Origin of the sequence: Carnobacterium maltaromaticum DSM 20342, assembly GCF_000744945.1 — a bacterium.
GTDB lineage: Bacteria > Bacillota > Bacilli > Lactobacillales > Carnobacteriaceae > Carnobacterium > Carnobacterium maltaromaticum.
The window spans coordinates 3,587,139-3,608,047 of the sequence record NZ_JQMX01000001.1 but is presented as its reverse complement, the minus strand read 5'-3'; the positions used below and the strand labels follow the sequence as shown (position 1 = coordinate 3,608,047).

General features: G+C 35.3%; 16 protein-coding genes. 7 read left to right on the top strand and 9 right to left on the bottom strand.

What is annotated here, in order from left to right; genetic code table 11:
• Positions 1 to 5 precede the first annotated feature (5 nt).
• Positions 6 to 2,921 (bottom strand): Tn3 family transposase, encoded by a 2,916-nt coding sequence (locus BR77_RS16885; protein ID WP_035065844.1) that lies wholly within the window; start codon positions 2,919 to 2,921, stop codon positions 6 to 8.
• 3 nt (positions 2,922 to 2,924) lie between these two features.
• Entirely contained in the window at positions 2,925 to 3,479 is a 555-nt protein-coding gene (locus tag BR77_RS16880) for a recombinase family protein (protein ID WP_015076934.1), read from the bottom strand.
• A gap of 279 nt (positions 3,480 to 3,758) precedes the next feature.
• Here BR77_RS16880 and cadC point away from each other — a divergent pair, with 279 nt between their 5' ends.
• Both cadC and BR77_RS16870 read left to right on the top strand, forming a co-directional pair.
• Entirely contained in the window at positions 3,759 to 4,118 is a 360-nt protein-coding gene (cadC, locus tag BR77_RS16875; protein WP_015076935.1) for a Cd(II)-sensing metalloregulatory transcriptional repressor CadC, read from the top strand.
• Entirely contained in the window at positions 4,118 to 6,253 is a 2,136-nt protein-coding gene (locus BR77_RS16870) for a heavy metal translocating P-type ATPase (RefSeq protein ID WP_015076936.1), read from the top strand. Before cadC ends, BR77_RS16870 begins: the two co-directional genes overlap by 1 nt.
• A gap of 371 nt (positions 6,254 to 6,624) precedes the next feature.
• Here BR77_RS16870 and iolA read toward each other — a convergent pair whose 3' ends face one another.
• On the bottom strand, positions 6,625 to 8,088 hold the full coding sequence (iolA, locus tag BR77_RS16865; RefSeq protein WP_010050756.1) for a methylmalonate-semialdehyde dehydrogenase: 1,464 nt from the start codon (positions 8,086 to 8,088) through the stop codon (positions 6,625 to 6,627).
• A gap of 330 nt (positions 8,089 to 8,418) precedes the next feature.
• Here iolA and BR77_RS16860 point away from each other — a divergent pair, with 330 nt between their 5' ends.
• Both BR77_RS16860 and BR77_RS16855 read left to right on the top strand, forming a co-directional pair.
• The gene (locus BR77_RS16860; protein WP_010050754.1) at positions 8,419 to 9,177 is read left to right on the top strand and encodes a DeoR/GlpR family DNA-binding transcription regulator; all 759 of its coding nucleotides are present in this window, start codon (positions 8,419 to 8,421) and stop codon (positions 9,175 to 9,177) included.
• 14 nt (positions 9,178 to 9,191) lie between these two features.
• Positions 9,192 to 9,581, top strand: a complete 390-nt coding sequence (locus tag BR77_RS16855; protein ID WP_015076938.1) for a tautomerase family protein — start codon at positions 9,192 to 9,194, stop codon at positions 9,579 to 9,581.
• A gap of 77 nt (positions 9,582 to 9,658) precedes the next feature.
• Here the strand turns inward: BR77_RS16855 and BR77_RS16850 are convergent, their stop codons facing one another.
• The 4 genes from BR77_RS16850 to BR77_RS16835 all read right to left on the bottom strand — a co-directional run bounded on the left by BR77_RS16850 (position 9,659) and on the right by BR77_RS16835 (position 14,633).
• A complete protein-coding gene (locus tag BR77_RS16850) occupies positions 9,659 to 10,684 on the bottom strand; it encodes an ABC transporter permease (protein WP_010050751.1) in 1,026 nt (341 codons plus the stop codon).
• A 30-nt stretch (positions 10,685 to 10,714) separates the two neighbouring features.
• Positions 10,715 to 12,232 (bottom strand): sugar ABC transporter ATP-binding protein, encoded by a 1,518-nt coding sequence (locus BR77_RS16845; RefSeq protein WP_010050749.1) that lies wholly within the window; start codon positions 12,230 to 12,232, stop codon positions 10,715 to 10,717.
• Between the two features lie 88 nt (positions 12,233 to 12,320).
• Positions 12,321 to 13,268, bottom strand: coding sequence for a substrate-binding domain-containing protein (locus tag BR77_RS16840; protein WP_015076939.1), 948 nt, complete (start codon positions 13,266 to 13,268; stop codon positions 12,321 to 12,323).
• Positions 13,269 to 13,703: 435 nt separating this feature from the next.
• On the bottom strand, positions 13,704 to 14,633 hold the full coding sequence (locus BR77_RS16835; RefSeq protein ID WP_010050745.1) for a phosphate/phosphite/phosphonate ABC transporter substrate-binding protein: 930 nt from the start codon (positions 14,631 to 14,633) through the stop codon (positions 13,704 to 13,706).
• Between the two features lie 465 nt (positions 14,634 to 15,098).
• Between BR77_RS16835 and BR77_RS16830 the strand changes: the two genes are divergently transcribed.
• From BR77_RS16830 to BR77_RS16820, 3 genes are all read left to right on the top strand, one after another.
• The gene (locus BR77_RS16830) at positions 15,099 to 16,346 is read left to right on the top strand and encodes an ammonium transporter (RefSeq protein ID WP_015076941.1); all 1,248 of its coding nucleotides are present in this window, start codon (positions 15,099 to 15,101) and stop codon (positions 16,344 to 16,346) included.
• A gap of 27 nt (positions 16,347 to 16,373) precedes the next feature.
• Complete coding sequence (locus BR77_RS16825; protein WP_010050739.1) at positions 16,374 to 16,715, top strand: P-II family nitrogen regulator; 342 nt, start codon at positions 16,374 to 16,376, stop codon at positions 16,713 to 16,715.
• A 162-nt stretch (positions 16,716 to 16,877) separates the two neighbouring features.
• Positions 16,878 to 17,612: an SDR family NAD(P)-dependent oxidoreductase gene (locus tag BR77_RS16820; protein WP_015076942.1), complete on the top strand. Its 735-nt coding sequence runs from the start codon at positions 16,878 to 16,880 to the stop codon at positions 17,610 to 17,612.
• Between the two features lie 89 nt (positions 17,613 to 17,701).
• Here the strand turns inward: BR77_RS16820 and BR77_RS16815 are convergent, their stop codons facing one another.
• On the bottom strand, positions 17,702 to 19,189 hold the full coding sequence (locus tag BR77_RS16815) for a response regulator transcription factor (RefSeq protein ID WP_015076943.1): 1,488 nt from the start codon (positions 19,187 to 19,189) through the stop codon (positions 17,702 to 17,704).
• The gene (locus BR77_RS16810; protein ID WP_035065840.1) at positions 19,190 to 20,905 is read right to left on the bottom strand and encodes a sensor histidine kinase; all 1,716 of its coding nucleotides are present in this window, start codon (positions 20,903 to 20,905) and stop codon (positions 19,190 to 19,192) included.
• Positions 20,906 to 20,909: the final 4 nt, after the last annotated feature.

The following is a 20,909-nucleotide window of genomic DNA, read 5'->3' as shown; positions in this document are numbered from 1 at the left end:
ACTCTCTATTTTTCTATGTTTAATTTTCTCAACCTCTTGGGAATAGATAACAAATCAAATTTGTATTCGCCAAGAAACGTAATATGCTCCCAATTAATAGGAGAAATATGGCTCATATAGTTGGTTACTTCTGGATCAGTTTTCACTAGATAATCATAGGCTTCTTGTAAATAGACGGCGTTCCATATACTAATAGCGTTTATTAAAACATTTAGTGCACTTGCACTTTGAAGTTGCCGACGAATATCACGTTCCATGAATTTACCTCGGCGACCAAAAAATAGTTCTCTTGCCAAAGCATTTACGGCTTCCGTTTTATTCAAACCATGGGTAATCTTACGTCTTAAGCTATCATCTGTCACATAATCTATCATGAAAATACTCTTCTCAATCCGTCCCAATTCTCTTAAAGCGGTAGCTACCTTATTTTTTCGTGCGTAAGAACCTAGCTTTCCTAAAATTAGCGAACTTGAGACTTTACCAGTTTGAATGGAATAAGCGATTCGTTTAATTTCTTCGTAACTTTCATCAATAGTTTTTATATTGATCCTACCACTGATGAGCTCTAATAAATCAGGGTATTCTGAAGTTGGCTTTATAGAAAATAATTGTGCCTTTTTTATATTCCTAATACGGGGTTCAAAATTAAATCCTAGTAGAGCGGTCATGCCAAACACTTGATCAGTATATCCGTTTGTGTCAGTGAAATGTTCTTCAATATCTAAATCTGTTTCGTGGTAAAGCAAGCCATCTAATGTATGAGTCGCTTCTCTCGTGTTGGTCGAAACAACTTCAACATGATGTGAGGTATTTCTGTCATTGATTGACCGAATCATTGTGGCGCCTTTCTCTAAGCTTTTATAATGTGGATTCACGTCAGCCTTAATGGCGGATACACCTACTGGTACACGCATTCCATCGGAAGCACTCGTTTTACCTTCTCCCCAAAAATCAGCTATAGGAATTCCTAATTGAAAATTAACCAAAATAGATTGGGTACAGGTTAAGGCTTCTTTATAAAACCGCCATTGTTTAGTATTCGCCAATTGAGGATAAGTAATTCCGGGGGTGGATTGGGCCATTTTCTCAAGCCCAATATTCATTCCTAATCCTAATAAAGTGGCAAAAACAATTTTCTTTTCTCGTTCATTTGGCGGCTTTCCAGTTGAATCATGGATAAATTCTTGCGTAAATTGAGTCCAGCTATCCACTTCTATTAAAAGGTCACTTAATCTTATTCTGGGAATCATTGAATAAAGTTTTTTTCTATATTCCTCTGCTTCATCTGGTGTAACTTTCTCCAATTTTTTTAGCACCATTTTGGCTGAACTTTTGCCAGAATTCGAATAATATTGTAGTTGTGAGTCCAATATTGCGCCCCTAGAAGTCAAATAATCATCAAATGTATCTGGAATAGTGAATGAGTTAACGCAAGCATCGGAACTGATTAAGTAATCATCAATGTTTCGATGGGCTAAGCTTCCTTCTACCGAAATATTTCCTGATCTAATATTATTTTTTAATTCTGTGAACGCTACCAACTCGTAGAAGGATCGGTCTATTTTTCCTTCTTCAGGTTGAACAAGACTTTCCCATTTTTTACTCACAAATTCAATGGATGTGTCTGCTGGTATTTTCCGTTTACCGTCGTTTTTTAACTCATTTATTTGAGTAAGCGCTGTAAGAATTGGTTGTGCAGATGAGGTTGCTTTAAACGAGAGTGTTTTTAAAAGCATTGGGGTATACCTTCTAAGGTAAGTGGCTTTATTTCTCACCATTTCTAAATATCCGTGATTTTTCTTACCAGTAATTCGTTTAGCGTCTTCTCCATCTTGGATTAAGTCATGCCAGGGGATAACTCGTTCTATTTCGTCAAAAGGATTACTGTCGTTGTCTTTTGCAAAATGAAGTGCATCAATCAGAGACGCATAATGTTCTAATTTTTCAGTCGCCAATTTCCCTTTCTCTTTCAACAGTTCTTGCGAATCGTGCATCCCTTTTCGTTTAATCCCCGCTAAAATCCGGTCATTAATTTCAATGAGCTGATCGATCAGATACTGATGATGATCCACTAAAAAAGCAATGAGTAAGGAATACTTTTTTTCGAATTCAAAACGAGAAAAGTCATAGGCATCGTAATTATCACCTAATCGTGCTAACTGAAGAAATCTATTTCGGTGAATATGCGACACATTGATTGTTCCTAGTTCAAGAAGCGTAATCGTCTCAACTTTTTTGCAAATAGTCATAAAACTCTCTGGATTGGCTTTGCCAGGGATATCTTTTAACCAGGCGAGTTTAGTCATCTTCGTTTCTTTATATACTAGAAACAACTCATCTAATTTCTCGATTTGTGTTTCTGTTAATGAATCCAGAAGAATTGAAAACAGTGTGCTTTCAGCCTTATCACGACAATGGCTGATAATGTCTTCTAGTGTCGCTATAGATGGAAAAATAATTCGATTTTGAGTGAGGAAGCCTAATGTTTTTTTCATGAGATAGGTAGAGTCATCATTTTCTAATGCCAGCTTAATAAGAAATGCTATTAATTGATTGCGTGTGTCGACACTTCCAAAACGCTGATACCTAAATGTTTCCAATATCTCATTAAAGTGATTGGCACGTGTGTTCCTATGGGCGTATAAAGCCAGTTCAATTGAGTCAAGATGTAATTGGCGCCTTACATAAGAGATTAATCGGTCTGATTGGATGGACCAGTTACTCAACGAACATCCAGGGTATCGTGCCAAGCAGAGCTGAATGGCAAACCCTAACTTATTGATATCGCCTCTGTGTTGGTTGATGATATCTAAATCAGAGTCAGAGAAACTGAAATAAGCTTGAAAATCTTCTTCAGATAAGTGATCGACAGAAAGAAGTTGCTCCCGCTGCGCTGTTGTTAAAATTTTTTTTAGTGCCATATATTAGTTTTTCCTTCCATTAAGATAGCGGTATAGAGTTGTTTTACTTAATTTAGAGGCTTCAAGAATCTGTTTGATTGAATATTGCTTACTATCGTACATTTTCAAAGCCAACTCAATTGATTGACTGGCTTTACTTGGTCGTCCTCCTTTTTTTCCACGCGCTCTTGCTGCTTCAAGACCTGATTTGGTTCTTTCAATCGTAATGTCACGTTCCAACTCTGCTAAACTAGCCATGACTCGGAAAAAGAACCTTCCCATAGAAGTAGATGTATCCACATTATCTTGAATAGAGATAAAATTAACTCCAAGCTCTTCAAAGGTTTCTGAAAGCTCTATCAAATGTTTAGTTGAACGTGAAATACGATCGAGTTTATAAATGACCACTGAGTCACCATCACGTAACCCTCTTATCATGTCTTCCAATTGTGGACGATCTCGTTTTGAACCTGTCACCTTTTCTTGGAATAGTTTATCGATACCGTGTTGGGTGAGTGCATCGATTTGCAAATTTAAATTTTGATCCTCTGTACTCACTCGAGCATAGCCAAAAATCATAAGAAGCCCCCTTACTATTAATGACTTAAATGTACCATAACTCATCAAGAATAACCATATAGGTACTTTGAAAAAAGAACGAGTTTTGGTACCTGATTTAAGGCTTAAACGATTGAAAAACAGACAAATTCAAAAAGTGCCATAAACGACCGTTTAAGGTACTGATTGTAATCGTTAATTATTATTCAAACGAACGCTTGACTATCAACTTGGAACAGAGTATAATCACCCCTATAAACATTCAAGCGTCTCTTTGAGTGTTGAAGGGAGAAACTGAGTATGACTGTAGATATTTGCGAAATTACTTGTATTGATGAAGAAAAAGTAAGACGGGTGAAGACTGGGCTGGAAACCGTAGAAGTTACAACTATCAGTCAAGTGTTAAAAATTCTGTCTGATGAAACAAGGGTTAAAATTGTGTATGCATTACTGACAGAAAGTGAACTTTGTGTCTGCGATCTAGCTAATATTGTCGAAGCAACAGTTGCGGCTACGTCCCACCATTTACGCTTTTTAAAGAAGCAAGGGCTTGCGAACTATCGAAAAGATGGAAAGCTTGTTTATTATTCTCTTGCGAATGATAGGGTTAGAGATCAGGTAAAACTCATATTACTTAATTTTGAAGGAGTGGGAGTCTAATGGCAGAAAAGACTGTTTATAGAGTAGATGGATTGAGCTGTACAAATTGCGCGGCCAAATTTGAACGGAACGTAAAAGAAATTGAGGGTGTAACAGAAGCTATTGTAAACTTTGGCGCATCAAAAATCACGGTAACAGGTGAAGCAAGTATTCAACAAGTTGAACAGGCTGGAGCATTTGAACACTTGAAAATCATTCCAGAGAAAGCATCCTTTACTGATCCAGAGCATTTTACTGACCATCAATCGTTTATTAGAAAAAATTGGCGATTATTGCTTTCTGGCTTATTTATTGCAGTGGGTTATGCGTCACAGATCATGAATGGGGAGGACTTTTATCTTACTAAGGCACTATTTATTTTTGCGATTTTCATCGGAGGCTATTCTCTCTTTAAGGAAGGATTCAAAAATTTATTGAAGTTTGAATTTACAATGGAGACACTGATGACAATAGCTATTATTGGAGCTGCTTTCATTGGTGAATGGGCAGAAGGATCTATTGTGGTGATTCTATTCGCAGTAAGCGAGGCACTTGAACGTTACTCGATGGATAAGGCACGACAATCTATTCGTTCCCTAATGGACATTGCGCCAAAAGAGGCACTTGTGAGACGCTCGGGCACCGACAGAATGGTTCATGTAGATGACATTCAAATTGGCGACATTATGATTATAAAGCCTGGTCAAAAAATTGCGATGGATGGTCACGTTGTGAAAGGTTATTCAGCCGTCAATCAAGCAGCGATTACTGGTGAATCTATCCCTGTTGAAAAAAACATCGATGATTCCGTTTTTGCTGGAACGTTAAATGAAGAAGGATTGCTTGAAGTTGCGGTCACAAAACGAGTAGAAGATACCACGATTTCAAAAATTATTCACTTAGTTGAGGAGGCACAAGGTGAACGTGCTCCAGCTCAAGCCTTTGTTGATACATTTGCTAAATATTATACGCCAGCCATTATTGTGATCGCCGCACTGATTGCAACAGTACCGCCATTGCTGTTTGGCGGCAACTGGGAAACGTGGGTGTATCAAGGGTTATCTGTATTAGTGGTTGGGTGTCCTTGCGCCTTAGTTGTTTCAACTCCTGTTGCCATCGTCACCTCCATTGGAAATGCAGCTAAAAATGGCGTATTGGTAAAAGGTGGCGTGTATTTAGAAGAAATTGGTGGGCTAAAAGCCATTGCGTTCGATAAAACTGGTACCTTGACAAAAGGTGTGCCGGTGGTCACTGATTATATTGAACTAACAGAAGCCACAAACATTCAACAAAATAAAAACTATACCATCATGGCAGCACTGGAACAATTATCTCAACACCCCCTTGCTTCAGCCATTATTAAGTATGGAGAAACGAGAGAAATGGATTTAACTAGTATTAATGTGAACGATTTTACATCCATCACAGGAAAAGGGATTAGAGGAACTGTAGATGGTAACACCTATTATGTTGGAAGTCCCGTTTTATTTAAGGAATTACTAACATCGCAATTTACTGACTCCATTCATCGACAAGTGAGTGACTTACAACTTAAAGGGAAGACTGCTATGCTTTTTGGAACAAATCAGAACCTGATTTCTATAGTGGCAGTTGCCGACGAGGTTAGGTCATCCAGTCAACATGTTATTAAACGACTTCATGAGCTGGGGATTGAAAAAACTATTATGTTGACTGGCGATAACCAAGCCACAGCGCAAGCAATTGGCCAACAGGTAGGTGTTTCTGAAATAGAAGGTGAGTTAATGCCCCAAGATAAATTAGATTACATTAAACAGTTGAAAATAAACTTTGGTAAAGTAGCCATGGTTGGAGACGGTATTAATGATGCGCCAGCCTTAGCAGCGGCCACGGTTGGAATTGCAATGGGCGGAGCAGGAACTGACACAGCCATTGAAACAGCTGATGTTGCCTTAATGGGAGACGACTTACAAAAATTACCTTTCACGGTAAAGTTGAGTAGAAAAACACTCCAAATTATTAAGCAAAATATCACATTTTCCTTGGTCATCAAACTGATTGCTCTTTTGCTAGTCATTCCAGGGTGGTTAACATTATGGATTGCAATTATGGCGGATATGGGTGCGACTCTTTTAGTCACGTTAAATGGCTTACGATTAATGAAAGTGAAAGATTAATTCAACCTTAGAGAAAAATGAAATAGAGTAAGCTATGGTAAACGGGAATCATCCAATAAAAGGTATTAGGAAAATCACTAAAGCCAATGTAATTAGCAAAGGTAAAATGTGGAGGGAAGTTGCTCTCTAGCCTTTATAAAAGTAATGAAAAACAGGCCTTCAAAAAAACCAGTTGGACAGATACCGTTACTGTCCAACTGGTTTTTTTGAATTATTCTGATAGTATTCGTTATTGTTCAAAATAACATGTGAGATCAAAGGTAATTTCCTTATCGATACAAATTCCCCGTAGGCGCTCGGGACCCCTTTAATAAAAAGTTTGTTGAGTCGGTTTAGCTCCGGCAAAAAGTTTGTTGAACTAGCAACTATTTTCATTCAAAACTAGCTTGCGGATAACGAGCTGTCACAACTTTTTTACGTGTATAAAAATCAACACTGTCTTTTCCATTTGCATGTAATGTTCCATAGAACGAATCTTTCCAACCTGAGAATGGGAAAAAGGCCATTGGAGCAGGTACTCCTAAATTGATACCTAACATCCCAGCATCAATTCTTTCGCGGAAATAACGAATAGCTCCGGCATTATTTGTAAACAAGCATGCACCATTAGCAAATTCTGATTGATTAGCAATCGCAACGGCTTCTTTTAAATTTTTCACTCGTATAATTGATAAGACTGGAGCAAATAGTTCATCTTTCCAAATTGTCATTTCGGTTGTCACTTGATCAAAAATAGTTGGTCCTACAAAGTAACCATCTGTCGGCACATTTTCACGTCCGTCTGTAACTAACTTTGCTCCTTCTTTAATCCCTGTTTCGATATATTTAAACGTTCTTTTTTGATTCTCTTCACGAATAACGGGACCAAGGAAAACCTCTTCTTCTAATCCATTTCCAATTTTAATATTTTTCGTTTCAGCAACTAATTGCTCCATAAATTGATCCGCAATACCTTCTTCAACAGTTACTACAGCTGCCGCCATACAACGTTCACCTGCTGAACCAAATGCTGCTGCTACAATAGCTGGTACAGTTTCTTTCAAATCAGCGTCATTTAATACAATTGTATGATTCTTAGCTCCAGTTAATGACTGAACCCGTTTTAAATGTTCACTCCCTTTGCGATAAATATATTGACCAACTGTTTTTGAACCAACAAATGAAATCGCTTTAATTTCAGGGTGTTCTAAGATTCCATTTACGACATCATGAGCGCCGTATATAACATTGAAGACACCTGCAGGTAAACCAGCTTCAGTGAAAAGCTCAACTAGTTTCTCTGTGAGTAATGGTGTTCGTTCAGAGGGTTTTAAAATAAAACTATTTCCACATGCAATTGCCATTGGGAACATCCAGCAAGGTACCATCATTGGGAAATTAAATGGAGTAATACCACCGACAACTCCAACTGGATAACGGTAATTAGCTGCTTCTACATCTGTAGCAATAGAAGCTAACGAATCCCCCATCATTAAACTCGGGGCTCCAGCCGCAAATTCAACATTCTCAATACCACGTTGTACCTCTCCTAAAGCTTCTTTTAAATTTTTTCCATTTTCAATTGTAATTAAACGTGCTAGTTCTAGTTTGTTACGAGTAATCAATTCTTGAAACTTAAATAAAATTCGAGCTCGCCTTGGAACAGCTACATTTTTCCATTTTTCAAATGCTGCCAAGCTTGCTTTCGTTGCCAGCTCAACATCTTCTTTTGTTGAAAGAGGCACTTGGCAAATAATTTCTTTTGTTGCTGGGTTCAAGACATCTTCGTAGTTTGATGTTTGGCTATTAACCCACTCCCCATTAATATAATTTTTTAATCTTCTAACCTCAACCATTCGTATTCCTCCTCATGTTTTTCTCAATCCAAAAGAAAGCGATTCCACAATAAATCAAATTAAATCTGATTTATTTGAAATTTACCTCACTATCTAATTGGTTATATCTTGGTTATATATTAACCTTAACTTAACCAATAGTCAATATATTTTATTTTATTATCCAACAAAAAAACCAAAAAAAATGCACATAATTAGTCAAAACTCTTTAAAATAAACAAACACAAGAAAACGAATCTGATTATTTGTTGATTAACTTTTGAGTATATGCTATATTAGATATACTTATTAGTAAAAGTTAATGTGCATAAAGGGAGGATGCAAGAACATATGAAAATGAAAAGAATTCAAAAAATTGAAGAGTATATTCAAGAACATAAGCATGTTTCACTCAATGAATTATGCACTTACTTTAACGTATCAAAAAATACAATTCGGCGTGATATTCAGTATCTTGAAACTGAAGGACTTTTAGAAAAAGTTTATGGAGGCGTAATTGCAGCTAACTCTCAACTCATTCCATTTGAATCAAGAACTATTGAAAATAAGTTACAAAAAGAACTAATTGCTGCTAAGGCGGCATCCTTAATTGAAGAGAATGATTTAATTTTCATTGATTCTGGAACAACAACGAGCCATTTGCTAGATTCAGTTTCTCCAGCAATTCACTTTACAGTCTTAACAAATAATCTCGATATTATCAATAGTGCCGCTACCATGACAAATATCAATTTGGTTGTAGTTGGAACCACTTTTAAACGGCGGACTCGTTCTTTTGTTGAATTATCTGAAGAAACATTTTTATCTCGTTACAACATTAATAAAGCTTTTATGGCGGCAACGGGCGTCTCAATTGCCCACGGCTTAACAAATTCTGATCCCTTAGAATACGAAATAAAGAAATGGATTTCGGCCAAAACCAATCAACTTTATCTACTAGCTGACCTAACTAAATTCGATAAATCAACGCTTTTAACCTATTTAGAGCTTTCAAATATTGATGGCTTAATTACAACCAACATGCTTCCCCATGAGTATCAGCATTTTTGTAAGCAGCATCACATTCCAATATACTACCCATTAACCTAAAAGGAGAGATTTTTATGCCATTAATCCAGATTGATTTAATTGAAGGACGAACTGATAGTGAAATTAAACTACTATTGGATACCATCCATGAAGTTTTAGTTGAAACTTTTGAAATTCCAATAAATGACCGTTTCCAAATTCTACACCAACATCCTGCAAATGAAATGATTATTGAAGATACAGGGTTAGGCTTTAAACGTAGCCAAAACGTAGTCGTTCTTTCAATCACAAGCCGCCAAAGGAAAGAGAAACAAAAAGTGGACTTTTATCAAAAAGTAGTACAGGCACTAACTAATCGCTGTGGTATTGCACCCGAAGATATTATGATTTCAATCACGATTAATGAACAAGCTGATTGGAGTTTCGGATTTGGACGAGCTCAATTCCTAACCGGCGAACTATAACTAAAATGAATAAATCAAAGATAGAACGAGGTTCGGATAAGCATCCTGGCCTCGTTCTTTTTTTATGCAATTCAACTTTATACCCGTCTATTTTTGCGCATATCGAGTACAACTGCTCCGATAATAATTCCACCTTGAATAATTTGTTGTACATATGCGTCTACTCCTAATAACGTAAACCCATTTGTTAATGTTCCTAAAATAAGCGCTCCAACTACAACTCCCCAAACGGTTCCAATTCCACCACTATGACTTGTTCCGCCAATTGTTGCTGCTGCAATAGCTGTCGTTTCATACATCGTTCCAGCTGCTGGTTGAATGGATCCACCAGTCCTACCTATATAAATTAAAGAAGAAATCCCTGCTAATACTCCTGATATTACATAAACTAAGACAAGATTTCTTTTGACATTTATTCCTGAAATCTCTGCTGCTTCAACATTACCACCAATTGCATAAATACTTTTCCCAAAAGAAGTATAATTCATTAGTACCCACATTAAGAAAATAATTACGCCATAAATTAAGACTGGAACTGGTAAGAAGCCAAAAATTCGATCTCCTAAAAAATCAATTGCTGGATTAATATTACTAATTGGCTTCCCTTTTGAAACCATCAAAGCCGCTCCCCTAACTGCTATTTGAGTCCCTAATGTAGCAATAAATGGAGGAATTCCTGTATAAGCAATCAAAGAGCCATTAATCAATCCAATCAGCGCACCAATAAGAATTGCAATTAGAATAGTCACAATAAATGGCGCTTGTCCCAATTGAGGGAAAACTTTATCAACCGCGTCTTTGGTTTGACTAATGGTACCTGCAACAATTCCAGCAAATGCCAACGTTGAACCAACAGATAAATCAATCCCCTTAGATACTAAGACAATAAATAATCCTAGAGCTAAAATACCATAAATAGACGTTTGTGTTAGTAAATTTAGAATATTGTTAAACGAAATAAAATTAGGATTGACTCCCGTCAAAATAATAACCATTCCAATTAAAACAAAAATAATAAGATATTTCTGTATAAAGGCTTTCCGATTGCCTTTTCTATCAACTACATTAGGCTCTTTCATTTCATGATTCTGTTGTTGTGCCATCCACTTCTCGCCCCTTTAATTTTTCTTTTTCTACTTGATTGGAAAATCATCTTTTTCTCCGCTAGCATATTCCAAAATTTCTTCTTGAGTTAAGTCTTTATTTTCTAAAATTCCTGTGATTTTACCCTCGTGCATCACCACAACTCGATCACTCATCCCTAAAATTTCTGGTAACTCTGACGAAACCATAATAATGCATTTTCCGGTATAAGCCATCGTTGAAATATTTCGATGAATTTCAGCTTTTGCCCCAACATCAATTCCACGAGTAGGTTCATCTAAAATCAATACTTCTGGTTTTGTTAGTAACCACTTAGCAATTAGTACCTTTTGTTGGTTTCCACCACTTAAATTCATAATAGCTGCATTAGCAGAAGGCGTTTTCACTTTTAAAGTTTCTATATAGTTTTCAGCTTCATCCGCCAAACGTTTATTATCCAATAAACCTATTTTATTTTTAAACGAATCAATGCTACTTGAAACAATATTATATCCAACTGAAAGCATTGGAAAAATCCCTGTTTTTCTACGATCCTCCGTCAAAAAAGCTAACTTGTTTTTAACAGCATCCCCTGCATTGTTTATGCTGACTTTCTTGCCATCCATATAGATTTCACCTGAAATTCTCGAACGAACTCCAAATAAAGATTCCATCACTTCAGACCGTCCAGCACCAACCAATCCAGCAAATCCTAGTATTTCACCTTCACGAACATCAAATGAAATATGATTAAAATGTTTGCCATCCGAAAAATCACGAATCTCAAATTTCACTTTACCAATCTCTGTTTTTTGCTTAGGAAATAGTTGATTAATATCTCTACCAACCATTAAGTTAATCATTTCTTGTGTACTTGTATCCTTTACCAAACGATCTGTCACATATTGTCCATCCCGTAAAACAGTTAAGGTATCACATATGGTTTGAATCTCGTCTAGTTTATGCGAAATATAAATAATACTACAATTTTCTGCTTTTAATTGCCGAATAATTTTATATAACTGTAACGTTTCTTTCTCCGTTAAAGAGGAAGTAGGTTCATCCATAATAATTAACTTAGCATTGTATGAAATTGCCTTAGCTAACTCAATCATTTGCATTTTCGCTACAGTTAAGTTCTTGATTAGCATTTTTGGATCTAATTTAGTTTGAATTCGATCTAAAACATCTAGGGTCATTTGATACATTTTTTTATGATCAATTAACCCAAATTTATTCTTAGGTTCTCTTCCTAACCAAATGTTTTCCATAATACTTTTCTCTCTAACAGGGCTTAATTCTTGATGGATCATAGAGATACCCATTTCCAACGCTTCTGTAATCGTATAATTCTCAATATAGCGTCCATCAAACCAGATTTTACCTTTTGAAGGGGTATGCATGCCAATTAAGCATTTCATTAAAGTCGATTTTCCAGCTCCATTTTCGCCTAGTAAAGCGTGAACTTCACCAGGAGCAATTTTTAGTTGCACACCATTTAATGCTTTAACTCCTGGAAATTCCTTTTCGATATCCTCAACTCGTAATAAATAATTATCCGCTTCCATTTTCTCACTCCTTATAAATTTTGAAACAATAGGCTAGCCATCTGCCACTAATGACCAACCTAATTTCTCAAGATTTAGTCATCTGGACTCATTTAAATTCTGCTACATTTTCAGGTGTTACGAGTTTAAATGGAACGTATTTAATTGCTTCTTTAGGTGGTTTATTATCAAATACCGCTAAAATAGTATCTACAGCCCCACCTCCTTGACCTTTTGCATCTTGAAAGATTGTTGTAGCTAAATCACCAGACTCTACTGCATCTAAAGCATCGGGAATAGCGTCAATACCCGTAATTAAAATATCATTGCGTCCATTTTTTTTGGCGGCTTGAACAGCGCCTAATGCCATCTCATCATTATTCGCAATGATTGCTTTGACATCATCGCCATAAGTTGAAATCCAATTTTCAGCAATACTTAGAGCTTTATCTCTTTGCCATTCGCCTGTTTCTTTTGCTAAAATTTTATTTTTCGGGAATTTTCCAGCTGCCGTATCACTAACCCCTTTTGTTCGTTGGACAGCACCCTCATTTCCAAGAATCCCCATTAAAACAGTAATACCGCCTTCGCCATTTAATTGTTCGCCAATATAATCCATCTGCATAATCCCAGCTGTGATTTCATCTGATCCAACATAGTACACATCTTTTGGCATTTCTTTTTCTTTTCCAGCATAAGGATTGCGATTCACATAAACTAATGGAATGCCTGCATTTTGAGCGGCTTTCGTAATCGGACCCATTGCACTAGTATCTACGGGAACAACAATTAAGGCTGAAACCCCATTTTGAATTAATGTGTTCACTTGATCTTGTTGGGAAATTAAATCTTCTTTGGCATTTTCTACTTTTATATCAATTTTATTTTCTTTTGCTGTCTCTTTTGCCGCTTCTAAAATATACGTTTGAAATGTATCATTCAAATTGTTGATTGCATAACCAATTGTTTTTTCTTTATTCGAGCTCGAATCTGCTCCACAAGCTACCAAAAAAAATAAGGTAAACGACATCAGTAAAACTTTCCACATTTTTTTCATTCTATTTTCCCCTTTTTCTTATAATTTGATAAGACTTCATACCTTTTAGAGCTTTTACTACTTACCTCCTAACCATTTTTTACGATTAAATGTAAACCCTTTCAAATAGTTGTAAAAAAACAAAACGTAAACTTAACCAAATAATTAAATAATATAACCATTTATTGGTTAAGTGTTGATTATATTCTATTATTACTTAGCCAATTAGTCAAGATAATTTTTGCTCTTTGGCTTTTTTTTACACAAACTTTTAGTAAGAACTAAAAATCAATCAATCCTTCTCTACTAACCAATAAGCAAATTTAGGAAACTATTTTCCATGTTGTTTTTTTCACAAAGAATAGCTGGTGCAAAATAGCTAACTTACTAAAAAATAAAACTGGCTCACTCCTATAGAGCGAACCAGTTTTATTATAAAAATGCATTCATTAGATTTTATTGACCAACTTCTTTAGCATATTCTCTAACAATATCAAAATTACTATCTTTAGATTTCACATAACCTTCATGAGTGTAAATAGCTGAAATAATCGCCTTACCCTCTTCTGATTTTCCAATATTGATAAAAGCATCTTGAATTTTTGTATTCCAATCGTCGCTCATATCTGCGCGAACAGTCACAGTATCATTAGGAATTGGAGCTGTTGTATACATTGGCTCTACTTCATCAAAAATAGTCGGAACATCTTTAACAACGTTATTTCGAGCATCTTCAAAAACAAATGCTGCATCTACATCTCCATTTAAAACAGAAAGGATTGCTTGATCATGTCCTTTTACTTGTACAGTTGTAATATCACTTTTCTCAATATCAACGCCCGCTTTTTTCATTTCTGCTGCTGGCCAAACATAACCTGCTGAAGAAGTTACATCTTGAGTAGCAATTTTCTTCCCTTTTAAATCTTTTAGCTCTTTAATTTTGCTACCTTTTTTTACAACAATCATTGATTTATATGAATCAACTAATTCATCCGTCTTTTTCCCACCTGGTTGTTCAATACCATATCGTTGTGCTTGTAATAATACTTTAGCACCACTTTGTTCATGCGCTAAAACATAAGCATTTGGAGGTAAAAATCCAACATCAACCTGTTTTGAATCCATTGCTTCAATAATTGTATTATAGTCAGTTGAAACACTAACTTCTACAGGAATACCTAATTCCTTAGAAAGTAATTTTTCTAATGGTTTTGCTTTTGCTTCAAGCGTTTCTGCTGCTTGAGAAGGAACAAATTGAACGGTTAATTTTTCGGGCACATAAGCTTTATCTTTCTCACTAGCTTTTTCTCCACCACCACATGCTGCTAATGTCACAGCTAAAGACACACCTAAACCTACTAGAAATAACTTTTTAAAGTTTTTCATTGACTGAACTTCCTCCTATAAAACACATGAATTAGTACCTATTATTTTCTTCTTAGGTCCATAATTATTATAAGTTAAGTCTAAGAATTTATCAATGATTCTACGCCTTTTTACATGAATTTTACATTGAAAAAACGAATAAAAAGATAAATAAAACAAGGATTATTCGGATTTTATTCAAAACACCCTTTTGTCCCTAATAAAAAGACTTATTCAACTTGATTTAAACCCTTACTAGTTAAAATAAAAAAACACTTCTTTTACCTAAAACAAATAATTTAGTTACCTTTCTCTGATATTTTTTTAAATAAAAACCTATCAATGTCATATAACATCACCTTGACTGTTAGTTATAAAAAACTTTCTCATTAAATTTTAACATAACTGTAGACTCCGTTAAATTTAGATGCTAAAATTCCAAAAATAGAAGTTTTTATTTCTAAATAAAACAAAAGAGGTGTTTCGATGATTGATACAGGAGATACAGCATTTATTATACTATGTGGAGCATTAGTTTTCTTAATGACTCCCGGACTAGCCTTTTTCTATGGAGGCATGGTCAGACGAAAAAACACCTTAAATACCATGATGTCCGTTTTATTTGTTTGCGGACTAGCTTCCGTAATGTGGATTGCCTTTGGTTATAGTTTGGCCTTTGGCGAAGATCATGGCGGGTTTATTGGGAGCCTCAATCATTTGTTTTTTAATGGGGTTACTGGAAGTCCAAATCCAACTTACTCTGAAACAATTCCTGAAACACTTTTTGCTAGCTTTCAAATGATGTTTTCGATTATTACACCTGCTTTAATTTATGGTGCAGTAGCAGAAAGAATGAAATTTTCAACATTATTTGTTTTTATTGCAATCTGGTTAATTATTGTTTATTACCCAATGGCACATATGGTCTGGGGTTCTGGTGGCTTTTTAGCGGAGCTAGGCTCTGTTGATTTTGCTGGTGGAAACGTTGTGCATATCAGCTCAGGTATTACTGGATTAGTTTTGGCATTATTTTTAGGAAAAAGGCGTGATTATGGGCGTTTAAATTATCGCCCTCACAACATTCCATTTGTTGTTTTGGGAGCTTCACTTCTTTGGTTTGGTTGGTTCGGATTCAACGCTGGCAGCGCACTTGGTGCCAATGCTTTAGCGGTTCACGCCCTACTAACAACCAATACAGCTGCTGCGACCGCTATGTTATCTTGGATGCTTGTCGAACAAGTAACCCAAGGAAAACCAACTGTGATGGGCGCTATTACCGGAGCTGTCGTAGGTTTAGTTGCAATTACTCCCGGAGCGGGTTTTGTTCCACTATGGAGCGCCTTTATAATTGGAGGAGTCGTTAGTCCACTCTGCTTCTTCTTCATTTCTAAGCTCAAACACAAATGGGGATTAGATGATTCCTTAGATGCTTTTGGTTGTCATGGATTAGGTGGTATTTGGGGTGGTATCGCAACTGGAATTTTTGCTAAAAAATCGATTAATGGTGTAGCACAATGGGATGGCTTATTTTATGGAGAAACACGCTTATTTGTTGCACAAATCATCAGTATTGTAATTACAATCGCCTTTTCTGCAATTGCTACTGGTTTAATTCTCATAATTTTAAAACAATTTATGCCTCTTCGTGTTGAAGACAAAGAAGAAGTCCTTGGTTTAGATTTAGCTGAACATGATGAAACAGCTTACCCAACCTTTATGGGAATGGATTCTTAAAAACACAGAAAAGAAAGGTGGATTAGAATGAAAAAAATTGAAGCAATTATTCGACAAGAAAAGTTAGAGGATTTAAAAACAGCTTTGTATACTAAAGCCTCTATTTCAGGCATGACCGTTGCGCAAGTTCTTGGCTTTGGCAAACAATTAGGCTGGACTGAATATTATCGTGGCAATGAGGTCATGATTAATTTGGTTCCCAAAGTCGAAATAAAGCTGGTTGTAGCTTCTGAAACTGTTGATCAAGTAATTGATATCATTGTCGAGACTTGTCGCACTGGAGACGTAGGAGACGGAAAAATATTTGTAACTGCACTTGAAGATTGTGTGCGCATTCGAACGGGTGAACGTGGCATTGATGCAGTTTAGTTAAAGGAAAAATAAAGATCTCATGGTCGTGTCTAATTTGACAGTTGCCATGGGATTTTTATTTTGGGTTTATTTAATTAATATTCTAAAAAAGTTAGTCTCGCTTTTTTTTATTATTAATGTTACACTGCATTCATTCTCTAAAATGAAAGGGTGTTCAATATGAATCGACTAAAAAATAAAGTAGCGCTTGTAACAGGTGGTACTTCAGGTATTGGAGAAAAAATTACAGATTGTTTCATTGCAGAAGGAGCAACTGTTGTTGTTTGCGACATTAACCAAGAGGCTTTAAATAAAGCGAAAGGGAAAGAAAATGTTGTCACTAAAAAATTAGACATTTCATCAGAAGCTGAGTGGACTCAGGTTGTTCAAGAAGTAATTGAACAATTTGGTAAAATTGACATCTTAGCAAATAATGCTGGCATCTCTTCTGATAAAGGCCTTGAGACAACAACCGTTGAAGAATGGGAATTACAGCATAAAATAAATGCACTTGGCCCCTTCCTCGGCATGAAAGCAGTTGTTCCCTACATGAAAAAAGCTGGTCAAGGCTCAATTGTTAATACGGCATCTTATACAGCTTTAGTAGGAGCAGGAATCAATGGTTATACAGGTTCTAAAGGTTCTATCCGTGCTGTTTCAAAGGCAGCTGCTGCTGACCTAGGCTATTTCAATATTCGAGTTAATTCTGTTTATCCAGGAGTCATTGAGACACCGATGTCTGCTGCTGTTAGTGAATATAAAGATGCTATGGCACAGTTGATTCAAGCAACTCCTTTAGGCCGAATTGGAAAACCTGAAGAAGTTGCAAATGCCATTCTTTTTTTAGCCTCTGATGAAGCTTCCTTTATAAATGGAGCTGAATTAGTGATTGATGGTGGCTATTCTGCTCACTAATTAAACACAGGTAAATACCCACTAATTAATTTTCAGATGAACTGAATTTTAGTTACTGGGTATTTTTAATCTATTAAACTTCGATTCACTTAACTATCAATTGGGTCATAACTATTTTCAAATCGTTCACGAAATTCCTTTGGTGAAATCCCACATATTTTTTTGAAATTTTTATAAAAATATCCTGCACTTGTATATCCCACAGCAATTGCAATTTCATTTATATTCCCATCAGACTGGACCAATAAATTTTGCGCTTTTTTAATTCGGTATTGATTTAAATATTGGGAAAAACTTTTCTGAGTTTCTTTTTTAAAAATTTGGCCCAAATACATCACATTTAAAAACAATTCATCCGCAACTACTTTCAAAGAAAGATCTTCTGAATAACGTTTTGTAATAATTTCTAACATATGCTGCGTATTTTGGCTATAAGATCGTTCTTTCTTCACATGCTTAATTTCAAGCAACGTCTCTTCAATTACACTTTCTAATCCTTCAAACGATTGAGCCGTAGCAATTTTTTCAAAATTAACTTGATAAAAAGATTCATCTAAGTTTTCAAATTGGCGATAGAGATCCATAAAAATTAAAAAAATCATTTGACGAGAATACTCCGGTAAAGCACCGTGTTTACGCAACTTTTCCAACATCATATCTACTTCTTCACGAATTGTATCAAAATCACGAATATAAAGTGCTTGATTAAATTTTGTAAAAGATAATTGCGGAATCATACCTGTTTCTATTTGCTTCGTTAATTCCAATCCTTTTATTTGATAAAAATTACGAATTTGAAGCGCATGTAAAGCATGCTCATAACTTGAAGCAACCTCGACTATTTCATTAACAGTCTCACCTACTCCAATTAAAAAATCACCTAATAGAGACTGACTGAATTGCTGATAGTCCTTTATAAAAGCTTTTAATTCTTCTTTTGATCCATCAAAAATAACCGTATAAGACTGATCATCATTTTGTTTATAGTACATCCCTTGCTTTTGGTCAGCAATAAATTCGATTAGTGCTTCTTCAGCTTCCATAGGATAGGCAATAATTAAAGCTGTATAAGGTCGATCTGTCAGCCTATAACCATAGCGTTTAATCATTTTCCGTAACTCAATGTAGTCAATATCATCGTGAGTCCATCCTTGCAGTAGATAATCAAAAAGAACGCTCTGGGTTTGTAATTGTTCTGCTTCACTATTTAATTCTTTTATTATTTTCTCTAATGTCTCAATTAATTCAACTTTATCGACAGGTTTAATTAAATAGTTGTCAGCGCCCATTCGTAAGCCTTCTTTGACATAATCAAATTCTTGATAGCCTGAAAGAATTAAAAAATGAAAATAAATATCTTCGCTTTGAGCCTGTCTAATAAATTCTATTCCTGAAAGTAAAGGCATCGTCACATCAGAAATAACAATATCTACAACATTGTTTCTCACAAAATCTAATGCTTCTTGACCATTTTTTGCTGTACCAACTATTTCTATCCCTAATTCTTGCCAAGGAATAAGTTTTTGTAATCCTGCTAAAATCATATACTCATCATCAACTAGCAACATCCGATACATCTAAACTTCCTCCTTTTCTTTTTCAAATGAGATTGAAATGGTAACGCCGTGTGCTTGTGTTTCTTGAATACACATCCGATAACTTTCCCCAAAGTAAGAACGCAAACGTTCATTAACATTTAAAATCCCAATTGATCCTCCAAATTTACTATGGGATTCCATTAAAGATTGGTTCAAATCCTTAATTTTTTCTGAAGACATTCCTTTTCCATTATCACGAATGAGAATCGTAATTTTATCTTCTTCAATATTCGCTTTAACACTGATGACATTATCAATCCGCATATAATCAATACCATGGACAAAATAATTTTCAATTAGTGGTTGGATTGAAAATTTGGGAATAACTAAATTCTCGATGGCTGAATCAATTGCAAAAGAATAGGCGATATTGCCTGGATACCGCATTTGATAAAGGTAAACGTATTTTTCACAAAACTCCAATTCCTTCTTAAGCGTTGTTGTTTTTTCTTGAGATGTATTATTTCGAAGCAACGTTGCAAAAGTATAGACAACGTCTGCTAGCTCTTCAGCCCCCTCACTCACAGCATACATCCGAATATACTCTAGCGTATTGTATAAAAAGTGAGGATTAATTTGTGATTGCAGCGCACGCATATGTGCATCTTTTTGTTTAATCTCTAATGTATAAATATCTTCAATATATTGATTAATTCCATCTAACATTTGATTGATACCCGTTGAAATATCCTTTAATTCAGCTTCTTTGTCTGCAGTTGTAATCCGCCAGTCCAACTTACCACTAGAAACTTGACTAACAGAAGCAACAATATCTTCAACTTGATAAGCATATTTACGGAAGATTCGATATAAAAAATAAAGCAAAAATAAATTAATTAAAGCACTTCCTAATAAAATAAAAAAAATAGCATTAAACGATTGAATAGCCACACTTTTTTTAGATACTGCTGTTAAAACCTGCATACCACTTGCAGTTTCCGAGCCATAAATATAATACTGCTGACTTAAGCTAAGAAAATCAATCTCAGAATTTTTAGTAATCCCCTTTTCGATTTCAGCTTGGAGCAATCCGTTATTACTCGGAATTTTATTTGCATATAACTGTTTCATTCTATCTGAAAAAATAAATGTTTGAAGTTGATTCTTTGCACCAGAATTATCAATAATTGTATTTAATTCTTGCTTTGAAAAGGTAACATATAATGTACCAATTTGTTCCGATGTATTCGGATTCATCAACGTTTTCGAAAGTGTCAGTTGATTCTTCAAATCCGGCATGCGCTTTTCCTTACTCCCCATTTTCTTTTGCTCATTAGAATATAGAATTTCTTGATAGTTTTTCAAATCAATCGCAATAGATTCAATTTTATCATCCGCATAATAAAGATTAGCAATTTTTTGGGGAAGATAAATGCTGCTGATCCCACCTTCAATTCCTTCACGGCTCAAACTTTGACTTAAATAGTCACTATAACTCAACTGAAAATAATCAAATAAATTAGCAACTTTTTCTTGATTATTCGTCAATTCAATTGCAATTCGATTAATTTTATTTTCATTTTCTGATAAAATATCAGCTAAACGACTGGCGGTTTGCTGAGTCACTTTAGCAGTATCCTTGCGATTTCGATCAAATGTTGCATAACTCACCGTAACAGCAAAAGAAGTGATGACTAGAATCATCACTAACGAGTATACTTTTAATAACGAATAAATTAAATTCTTTTGCTTCAACCTT

What these genes read in the sequence shown, in the direction of transcription:
- cadC (WP_015076935.1), top strand. Translation starts at nt 3,759, where the DNA reads ATGACTGTAGATATTTGCGAAATTACTTGTATTGATGAAGAAAAAGTA.
- BR77_RS16820 (WP_015076942.1), top strand. Translation starts at nt 16,878, where the DNA reads ATGAATCGACTAAAAAATAAAGTAGCGCTTGTAACAGGTGGTACTTCA.
- BR77_RS16845 (WP_010050749.1), bottom strand. Translation starts at nt 12,232, where the DNA reads ATGGAAGCGGATAATTATTTATTACGAGTTGAGGATATCGAAAAGGAA.
- BR77_RS16850 (WP_010050751.1), bottom strand. Translation starts at nt 10,684, where the DNA reads ATGGCACAACAACAGAATCATGAAATGAAAGAGCCTAATGTAGTTGAT.
- iolA (WP_010050756.1), bottom strand. Translation starts at nt 8,088, where the DNA reads ATGGTTGAGGTTAGAAGATTAAAAAATTATATTAATGGGGAGTGGGTT.
- BR77_RS16835 (WP_010050745.1), bottom strand. Translation starts at nt 14,633, where the DNA reads ATGAAAAACTTTAAAAAGTTATTTCTAGTAGGTTTAGGTGTGTCTTTA.
- BR77_RS16830 (WP_015076941.1), top strand. Translation starts at nt 15,099, where the DNA reads ATGATTGATACAGGAGATACAGCATTTATTATACTATGTGGAGCATTA.
- BR77_RS16870 (WP_015076936.1), top strand. Translation starts at nt 4,118, where the DNA reads ATGGCAGAAAAGACTGTTTATAGAGTAGATGGATTGAGCTGTACAAAT.
- BR77_RS16825 (WP_010050739.1), top strand. Translation starts at nt 16,374, where the DNA reads ATGAAAAAAATTGAAGCAATTATTCGACAAGAAAAGTTAGAGGATTTA.
- BR77_RS16840 (WP_015076939.1), bottom strand. Translation starts at nt 13,268, where the DNA reads ATGAAAAAAATGTGGAAAGTTTTACTGATGTCGTTTACCTTATTTTTT.
- BR77_RS16855 (WP_015076938.1), top strand. Translation starts at nt 9,192, where the DNA reads ATGCCATTAATCCAGATTGATTTAATTGAAGGACGAACTGATAGTGAA.
- BR77_RS16860 (WP_010050754.1), top strand. Translation starts at nt 8,419, where the DNA reads ATGAAAATGAAAAGAATTCAAAAAATTGAAGAGTATATTCAAGAACAT.
- BR77_RS16885 (WP_035065844.1), bottom strand. Translation starts at nt 2,921, where the DNA reads ATGGCACTAAAAAAAATTTTAACAACAGCGCAGCGGGAGCAACTTCTT.
- BR77_RS16815 (WP_015076943.1), bottom strand. Translation starts at nt 19,189, where the DNA reads ATGTATCGGATGTTGCTAGTTGATGATGAGTATATGATTTTAGCAGGA.
- BR77_RS16880 (WP_015076934.1), bottom strand. Translation starts at nt 3,479, where the DNA reads ATGATTTTTGGCTATGCTCGAGTGAGTACAGAGGATCAAAATTTAAAT.